Origin of the sequence: Paenibacillus tyrphae (genome assembly GCF_027925525.1) — a bacterium.
GTDB lineage: Bacteria > Bacillota > Bacilli > Paenibacillales > NBRC-103111 > Paenibacillus_G > Paenibacillus_G tyrfis_B.
In genome coordinates, this window is record NZ_BSDJ01000061.1 from 1 (window position 1) to 9,215 (window position 9,215).

The 9,215-nt window shown below is 48.8% G+C and carries 7 protein-coding genes and 2 pseudogenes; 2 read left to right on the forward strand and 7 right to left on the reverse strand.

From position 1 onward, the window contains the following. Nucleotides 1-194: pseudogene (locus tag QMG93_RS34710) on the forward strand (hypothetical protein); the annotation flags it as partial. 30 nt (nt 195-224) lie between these two features. Then, nucleotides 225-461, forward strand: coding sequence for a hypothetical protein (locus tag QMG93_RS35500; RefSeq protein WP_413789372.1), 237 nt, complete (start codon nt 225-227; stop codon nt 459-461). 887 nt (nt 462-1,348) lie between these two features. Here the strand turns inward: QMG93_RS35500 and QMG93_RS35275 are convergent. The 7 genes and pseudogenes from QMG93_RS35275 to QMG93_RS35505 all read right to left on the reverse strand — a co-directional run. Beyond that, nucleotides 1,349-1,746, reverse strand: a pseudogene (locus QMG93_RS35275) (LacI family transcriptional regulator); the annotation flags it as partial. A 75-nt stretch (nt 1,747-1,821) separates the two neighbouring features. After that, nucleotides 1,822-2,661, reverse strand: coding sequence for a PRD domain-containing protein (locus QMG93_RS34720; RefSeq protein WP_281944470.1), 840 nt, complete (start codon nt 2,659-2,661; stop codon nt 1,822-1,824). After that, nucleotides 2,651-3,193, reverse strand: coding sequence for a PTS glucose transporter subunit IIA (locus tag QMG93_RS34725; RefSeq protein WP_216793035.1), 543 nt, complete (start codon nt 3,191-3,193; stop codon nt 2,651-2,653). Before QMG93_RS34725 ends, QMG93_RS34720 begins: the two co-directional genes overlap by 11 nt. Next, on the reverse strand, nt 3,186-4,568 hold the full coding sequence (locus tag QMG93_RS34730; RefSeq protein ID WP_281944471.1) for a PTS transporter subunit EIIC: 1,383 nt from the start codon (nt 4,566-4,568) through the stop codon (nt 3,186-3,188). The genes QMG93_RS34725 and QMG93_RS34730 overlap by 8 nt, the downstream gene beginning before the upstream one ends. Before the next feature lie 158 nt (nt 4,569-4,726). Beyond that, complete coding sequence (locus QMG93_RS34735) at nt 4,727-6,064, reverse strand: glycoside hydrolase family 68 protein (protein ID WP_281944472.1); 1,338 nt, start codon at nt 6,062-6,064, stop codon at nt 4,727-4,729. A 46-nt stretch (nt 6,065-6,110) separates the two neighbouring features. Then, on the reverse strand, nt 6,111-7,472 hold the full coding sequence (locus QMG93_RS34740; protein WP_281944473.1) for a glycoside hydrolase family 68 protein: 1,362 nt from the start codon (nt 7,470-7,472) through the stop codon (nt 6,111-6,113). A 629-nt stretch (nt 7,473-8,101) separates the two neighbouring features. Continuing rightward, entirely contained in the window at nt 8,102-8,533 is a 432-nt protein-coding gene (locus QMG93_RS35505; RefSeq protein ID WP_413789373.1) for a transposase, read from the reverse strand. Nucleotides 8,534-9,215 lie beyond the last annotated feature (682 nt).

Below are 9,215 nucleotides of genomic sequence, written 5' to 3' on the forward strand. Positions count from 1 at the left end.
TTTTCTATCCGTATGCCGTTAAAAGAATTGACAGTGCCATGGCTTCCGTCAAATGGCTCCGAAGCATTACCGTCATCCGTACTCACTTTAGCGGGCGTTTTGAAGACATCGATTATATGTATTATCCGGAAAAAGGCAGCGATACAGGGAAAACCCCCGTTACAACAATCCAGGTGAATTCCATCATTCAGTAACCGTTAAATCGGAGTGTGCTGGACAAAGGGATGCATCAAATTTACGGCTTGGCCTGGACAGGAACAGGTTGCATTAACAATGTTGAGATCTCGACGAACGGAGGGGAGAATTGGAGACCCGCCGTTGTTCAACCCATGTCGCAAAATGCGTACAGCTGGACATTTTGGAACTATATGATAATAATTTTTATGATTAGGGAAGGGTGGACTAGGTTTTCTCATAAACCGGCAGCAGACTTCCATTCACAAGAGCGAGCTAAAGTCTGAAGGTGGTCCACCGAAGTTGAGGTGGGCTCTTTTTTCGCTCCTCTTTGGGAACTTCGTAATTAACCTGGGTAAATGCCGTGCGCATCTACGTGCGCTTCCCCATAGACTAATGTTGTAAGTCAAACGACATAACAAATTACAAGGAGAGAGATAAATGGCTAATGAGTTCCATTTAACCACTGCTAGAAGAGTGCCTTTGAAAACGCAAAGAAGAATTAAAAGTATTTCCCCTGGGTTAGTCGGAAGAATTGTTGTTGTTCGAACATTAGTCGGTACATTCATTGGATGTCTAAGAAGTGTTGGACTTACTACCATTCGCTTACGGATTTTTAGCGGAGTTGACAGAGTATTTATTACAATTCGAATTCCAATTGGTATCATAATTGACATTTTCCGTTTTCCATGTCCTTAAGTTCAGCTAGCTGAATATCTCTCGAATCAAATAAACAAGGAGCCGCGACTACTTTTGTAATCTCGGCTCTTGGTAACTTATGAGTATTGAGTTTAAAAGTATGATGGCATCGGTTGACCAAAGGGAAGTAGAGTAAGGAGTCCCCGAGTAAGGCATAGTTTGTTGAGCCGGATACGTAGGCGGAACAGCCCCGGTATCAGACACCTCTTGTTCCATATACATATTGTGACAATACATTTTAATCATTCGAGACTAAATTAAATGTTTTGAGAAAGCTAAAAAACCAAATAGCGGTTAGAGTGAGTCATTATTAAAAAAACAGTAAAAAGGCATTAAAACATTAAAACATTAAAACCCAAATCGATTCTTTATTACATATTCACAAAACCCGTATTTTGTACATATGTCTATAAACTGTTTAAAGTTTAAATACGGTGTGCCCAGATCTGAGCGCCGAGTTTTAAAGAAGTTCTCAAAGTACTTCTCTTCGTCCAAAACGGCCGCCGGTAAAATTGTCCGATGTAACGCAAGTAATTTTTTTGGCAAAATGACGGGTCGATGCTGATAATCGGAATATCCGTACTGACGCTGTCATCAATGTCGTTGTAGCTGATCCCGATAATCCCCGCCACTTTGTTCTGATTAAGCATATCGATATAATACAGTTCTTTCTCCGGCTTGCCTCCGCTGTTGCAAAGCATTAATTTAAAACCCTCTCGATCAAGCTCGTGCGACCATGGTTGATTTTTGCATCTTAAAGTTTCTGGCCACTTCATTGGGGATATAATTTAGCTGGCGGATAGCCGAGAGCACTTTCTCCCTTGTTTTAGGCTTTATCCCCGCTAAATCCGCAACATCTTTATACTTGGCAATGAAATTACCTCCAGCATTTATGAATGCGCTATCACGAATTTATCATATCACGATAATGGAAACGTTTCAATTTTTTTACACCATCTCTCTCGTTTTAATTCGCTGGATTTGCATGGAGATGTAAGCCAACTCCGATTCGTCAAGGACGAAACCGTATTCCTTTTGGATCAAGTCCCCCGCTCTCTTTGCAACGGCATACGATTCCTTATATTTTTCCCTAATAATATGGACCATATCCGAATCCAATTCGTGAAAAGGCTCGCCGTATTCCGACCGCTGGACAGCAAACCGCAAATGCGTAATGAGCCGCTCGTAGGACACGGTATGTCCCTCAAGTTTGACCTTCAAGCTATCCTCAATCACCTTGACAATGTCCCGCATCATGGAGGTGATGTCGAGCGTCTTGGACATTTCTCCCGCATTTCGCTTGGCCGTATAAATATGCAATGCAATATAACCGACCTCATCCTCCGGAATATCGATTCCAAGCCTTTCTTTGATGAGCGCTTTTGCATAAAGGCCGATCTGAAACTCTTTCGCGTACAACACTTTAATTTCGTTGAGCAGCGTATTTTTGATTACCATTCCCCGAACCAAGCGATCAAGCGCGAACGAGAGGTGATCGGTCAGCGCGATGTGAATGTGCTCGTTTATTTTGACGCCCAACTGGCTTTCGCCATAGGAGATGATCTCCTCCGACAATTGGATATGTTCCTCGGGTAACGTCGACAAGATTTCTTCGAGCTGTCGATGCTTCGCTCGGTCGCTCATAACAAAGATCTTTTCGATACGGGATTGATCCACGGGATCGTTCTTCTGCTTCTGAAATGCGATCCCTGCGCCCATGACAATTTTCTCCCCATCCGGTTCCTTGACAATAATCGCATTGTTGTTCAGTATCTTGTTAATCTTCATGGTGTACCCTTCTTTCAACAGAGTCTCCGGCGTAAGGCTTCACCTTTACCTTCATCAACGGAGTGACTCCCATTTCGGCACGGTCCGGCAGTTCAATCTCCGCATGCTCGATCTGACTGGGAGTGATAAGGAACATCGGCGTTATGGCACTCACGGCTTTCTTACGAACCAAATCGAGCGAAAACTCGCTAAGAGGCTGGCCCGTTTTCACCCGTTCCCCGGACCCTGCCAATGCCTTGAACCCCTCTCCTTGCATATACACGGTATCAAGACCGATATGAATCAAGATGTCCAGGCCACTTTCGCCACGAATCCACAGCGCGTGCTTCGTGCGAAACAAGTGAACAAGCTCGCCGTCTACGGGAGAAACAACCGTACCCGCTTCCGGATCGACGGCAATCCCCAGCCCCGCCTTTTTATTGGAGAAAACGGGGTCGGGAACATCCTCCATCGCGAGCACTCTGCCGGTCATTGGAGAGATCAGGATCTCTTCCGTTTTCCGCTTGGTCGAGAAAAAACTCTTCTTAAACATCGCGCGCTCCTTTACATTCATCGAATCCAAGGAACCAGGTCGCCGCAAAAGCACATCCCACAGCGAGGACAAAACCGATCAGATAGTTCAACAAGTTGGACCAGCCTAACGGGGCCGCAAGGACGATCATCGGTAGCCCCGTCAAACCGTACGAATTCGCCGCTACTTGCGTAAAGACCACATAGGCACCGCCTGCCGCTCCTCCGATGCAAGCACCAACAAACGGCTTTCTCAATCGAAGATTGATGCCGAAAATGACAGGCTCCGTGATGCCCGCAAAAGATGAAATCGAGGCCGGAAGGGCTGTATCCTTCAACTTCTTGTTCCTTGTTTTCAAATAGACCGCGAGTCCGGCGCCGCCTTGCGCGACATTGGCCATCGACCAAACAGGAAGAAGGAAGTTCACTCCGATATGCGGGTCCGAGATCAAACCTGCCTCAACGGCATGCAAACTATGATGAAGTCCCGTAATCACGATGAGCGAATAAACTCCCCCGAAAAGAAAGCCGCCGATCAAGCCTCCGTGCACATAAACGGACTCCAGTCCTCGAGTAAGCAAACCGCCAATGAAAGCGCCAAGCGGCGCGATCATAAGCAGCGAGACAATTCCCGTGAACAGGACCGTAATAATCGGGATAACGAACAAGGCCATAGACGGATTCACGGCTTTCCTCAGCCCTACCTGAACCTTGCTCATCAAGTAAACGGACATCAGGACAGGAATGACCGTACCTTGGTATCCGATGGAGCCGGTCGGCAAGCCGAATATATCCGTGATATCGGAATGCGCCACGATTCCGCCGATAAAAGCGCCCAGTTCCGGAGTGCCGCCGAACTCCTTAGCGGCGCTGAAGCCAACGATGATCGGCCAAAAAAGCAGGGCGGAGGATGAGAAAAAGTTAAGCATGTTCATCCAGGCGCTGTCCGGCGCAGCCCAATGAGCGGATTGGATCGTTCCTGCCAATCCGATAAGCAAACCTCCCGCTACAATAAAAGGAAGGATTGGGACAAAGATGTTCGACAACGTTGTTGTAAACGAAATGAGGAGATGGCGCTTTGTCCATTTGATTGCGGAAGGAGTGGGGCCGCTCACAGAAGACTTTGCGCTGCTTGCGTCCGAATCTGCGATCGCTTCTTCCAGTTTCTTATAGACCCGATTCACCATGCCAACGCCGAAAATAATTTGGTACTGTCCGGTTCTGCTGAACACTCCCTCGACGTGATCCAGATTCTCAACAGCGGCGGTATCCGCCTTTTGTTCGTCACGCAGCTGTAATCGCAGTCGGCTCGTACAGTGAACTGCGCTTATGATGTTTTGCTTCCCGCCTAAGAGCGGCAGCAGCTTCTCGACGATTTGTTCCGCCTCAGTCCGCAATCGCTATCTCCTCCTCTACGCATTATTAGCTGTTATACCATTCGTTTATACCATTCGTTTTCGGTTCGCTTCTTTTCAATTAAAAACAAAACGCCAAAACTCGCCCATCGGGCGAGCTTGTTTTGGCGGTGTGCCATAATATTAAATAGAAAGCGGACTTACTTGATCCAACCCTGCGGAAGAACCTTTTCGATCTGCGTTCGATCCCCTTTAATGGAAATCTTTACCGTCGGCGCCAACGTGCCGCCGAAGTGGCTGAACTGGAATTCCGGAGATTGGTTGCCTACATCACCAATCGTTAGGTTGTCCAGATCGCCGAAATGAGCGAATCCGACTACATTCAGTTCCGGCGTGACCAACCAGGAATAGGCTTGGTACGGATTTTCCGGGGGATTAGCCAGGACCAGGCCGCTTCCATTAAGCGGCTTGTAACCGCCGATCAACTTGTCGGAGACGAATCCGTACATTCCTTCCGGTCCATGCGTCCCCTCAGCGTATTTGTTGATATGGCTGTCGGTGAACAGGTAATACTTCTTGTCTTTGACGACCACATGCGGACGTTCCAGCTCTTCGTTCACATAGTTCGCTTCAATCAGCGGCGGAAGCAGCTTAAAGTTCGTCAAATCGCCGTTCACCACTTCGGCTATGCCGATGTTGCCGTTAGCGTGCACGGCGCCGGCCGGCACCGGATGCTGTTGAAGATACTCCCCGCTTCCGGCGTATTCGGGCTTGAAGCTTCGCTCCCCAACAGCGCCGCCGGAGTTGCCTTCGAAGAGCAAATATTCTTTGCCCGTTTTTGGGTCTTTGAACCACATCGGGTCGCGGAACGCATAGCCGCCGCCTTCCCCTTGCTGCGCTTGCTCTTTGGTCTGGTAGTATTTCCCGTCCGGTTCCAGAATAACGCGGTGCTGCCCCCAGTTCTCGAAGCGTACGCCGGTGCTGTCGGCCACAATACGGCCCGCGGCGCTGGCAATGCGCTGCTCGTAGGTAAGCTGAGCCTGGCCCTCCCGTCCGGTCGCGGTGTAGAAGGCGTGAATTTGATCGCCGTCGAGCATCGCCGAACCGGCCCATTGGCGCTGGCCGAGCGCTGTTCCCGCCGGGAACAATTCGCCGCCCAGGGTCCAGTCTTTGCCGTTCTTCGAGTAGAAGTAGCGGATCGTCGCAATATCGTGCACTTTGCCGGGAAGAACAGTATTCGGGGCGGAAAGCGAGAAGATCACTTTCCAGCCTTTGTAGGATGCGATGTTCCCGTCGCGGTCCAGCAGCGGCCACGTATCCCAGATGTGGTAGCCGGGAGCCATCTTTTCCAGCTTGCTTACATCGATGTAAGGCAACGTATTATCTTGATTCAGATCGATTTTCGAGACGTCTTCCCGGGTCCAGTTGACTGTCTGTTCTCCCCCCTGTGCGAACGCAGGTTGTACGGGCAACCCGGAAGTGACGATACACGCGGCCAATGCGGCGGCAGCCAAGCCCTTCATGTTGATTCGAATCATTGTTTGCTTGCTCCTCTCCAGTTGGTTCGTCCCCGATCGGGACCGTTTAGCGGTTCGCGCCAAACGGCTTGATTTCACCGGCTTGCTCCTCTTTACCGACTTCCGATTTGTCGCCGCTCAGGTTGATTTTCAGCGTGGTGTTGAACGTGCCGCCAAATTTGACATTGCCGTTTCCATCTCTCGGCTCGTTAACGAAGCTAATCACCTGTTGATTGGGAAGAACCATCCAGGAATAGGCTTGATAAGGATTGGAAGCCGGATTGGCGACGACGAGTCCGCTGCCGTTCATGGGTTTGTAGTCTGCGCGAAGGCCGCCTTTGCCGTAGAAGCCGTATACGCCGTCAGGGCCGGTCAGACCCGGAGCATAAGTAAACGTGTGACTGATCGTGAACAAATAGTACTCATCGCCGTTGACGACAACATGCGGCCGTTCCAACTGGTGGTTGGTGCCGATCGATTCGACAAGAGGCGGCAGCAGCTTCAGTTTGGTAACGTCGTGATCCAATACTTCCGCTATGCCGATATTACCGTTGTACAAAGCCGCCCGATCCGGGACGGAATGCGTACGGCGGTATTCCTCGTCGCCGATATTTTCCGGCTTCATCGCATAGTTGTCGCCCGCTTGACCTTCAAAGATAATATATTCTTTGCCGGTGTTTGGATCGCGGAAAAAGAACGGATCGCGGAAGGCGGTAATGATATTTCCTTTGTTTTGGAATTGCTGAATTGTTTCGTAATACTTGCCGTCCGCTTGCAGAATAATTTGGTGATCGCCTTCATTCGTCAGATGCACACCGTTTTTGTCGGCGCTGATATCAAAGGTGGTCTTGGCGATACGCTGCTCCGCCCGGCTCGTCCAATTGTCCTCGTTCCACGCCTTGCCGCCGCCTGCGTTCATATCCGTGGTTGCCGTGTAGAACAGATGCACTTTGCCGTTCTCATCGAGCATTGCCGTACCGGCCCATTGCATATGTCCGTAAGCTTTGTTTTCATCATACGGAACCCCGGCGTACACCCAATCTTTTCCATTTTTCGAGTAAAACATTCCGATTCTGGCATGCGTATGGCGCTCGCCCCATCCATAAGTGCGTGGAGCAACCAAAGCGAAGGCAACTCTATACCCCTTGATGTTCGCAAGGGAACCGTCCCGGTTTTGCAAAGGCCACGTATCCCAAACCCATTGATCCGGAGCCACAAGATCGAAATCTATATTCACTTCGGGAGCGGTATTGTCTTTCGTCAGCGTGACCTTCTCCGCTTGCTGGCGGGACCAGATTGCGGTGAAATTATCAGCAACGCCTGCGCCGATTGCTTTAGCGGCCGACACAGAGTTGCCCGCCAAACTGCTTGCAAGAATCGTTGTCCCCAGTACCAGTGCTCCGAGTTTAAATCCTACTTTCGTTTTCATTCGTATTCCTCCCTAAGAATCTCATAGATTTTCCCGATTTCGCTGTTTCAACCGTTATAATCTCTGATTTTCACCCCCTATCCCGGTTTTGCGGGCAATAAAAAAGACCTAAAACGTTCAAAATCGCGCGCCTTGCGGCACGATTCCGAAAACATTTTAGGTCTTGCCTGCTTTAGCAGTAACAATCCCGCGCTTTGCAGTTTTGCTTGCTTTTTTATTCTATCTTTATTTCGACGACAAGTTCAATAGGTAAATGATCCCATATCATTATAGGACTAAGGCCTAGAGAAAAGTAACGACTGAGATGATTACGTCGGTACAAAAGGCTTGCGGCTTCCATTAAATGTTCTACTGCTTATCTCAAACACGTCGGTAAACTTTACCAAGCTTTTGTGCATTTTTCGAAACGTATATCCATAGCACAAAACAGATAATAACTCGCCCTCCCACTAAAAAGTAATGTTATCTCCCGTTTTCTCACGTAATCTCAATATTTCGACTTTGACAGCCTGAGCGGTAATAGTGGAGAATGTATCCCATGCAACTGAATGGAATCAGAGCGTAGGCGGGAACAGAGCTTAGGATGTCAGACTCTCCACACATTCACCCTCGAGGTTTACCCTCCCATGTCACGCTGGGTCTATGCCCTCACATTCCTTCGTTCTACCTCTCAAGGGGTGGATGCCAATTCTTGTATCGTATTGTTTTTGCTTTGTCCCCAATGTATAGAGGATTCGGATCAGCTTTCCACATAACGCAATAATAGATTGCTTCTTCTTCAGCGGGTTCTGGCTTCTCGTTGTATAGTAGTGATGCAATGCCTTGAACGCGGGATTCTTGGCTACCATTGGCATCACAACCCAAAACAACAGGGCTCGAAGTCGTGAACGTCCACGCTTGCTTATTCCCGTCTTGCCCTTACGCTTGCCCGAACTGTTCTCCTTCAAGTTCAGACCGGCCAAACGAATGATCTGCTGACCGTGGTCGTAGTTGTGGATATCCCCTACTTCAGCCAGAAACCCTGCTACCGTCACCACTCCGACGCCTGGCACCGACAACATCTGTGCACTACCAGAAATGTTTTCTAGGATCTCTAGCACCTTGACACAAGTGAAGGGCCGCATCGTCAATTGGTTTGACCGCTTCTTCCCGGAGTACACAAGCGTCTTCAAAGTCTGGGAAAGCAAGGCGTATGCACTTGTTTAAGATCTTTCATCCAAGTCGCAAGCTTCGCCAGCCCATTCGCATCGTTATGGAAGGTACAGTCTTTTCCAAGTTCAATACCGCGAAAATCTACTGCTCGAGCCACGTGAATCTTCTTTGCAATGTCTGCACCTACAACCAGCGTTGAATCGGAAATTTGTGTAATGCGTTGATTCTGTTTCTGTTTAAGTTTAAAGCATCTGCTGATTTTCTTCAGCTAAATTCGCGACTATATAGAATCATGTAAAGTCTTCTTTAATGCCATTCCATTTTTCGCTAATTGAGAGCGCAACTGGATCTATTCTGTTACCCTCGGCTCCAAAGGCAGGCCTAGGATATATCTTCAGCCGAGTTATTGTCTCAAGTGAGTGAGGATGATGTTTAAAGGAGCATGTTGCAAGTGCAACATGAAGGGGCGCGTTTTCCATCGGCGGGGATCCCGGCACCTCGGTTTTCGCTGGTAGATGGAGCATTGTCTCCTCTCCCCTCCGGATTCACGACTTATCCGCAACTCATGGTCAATAACGTTTATCCTCTAGA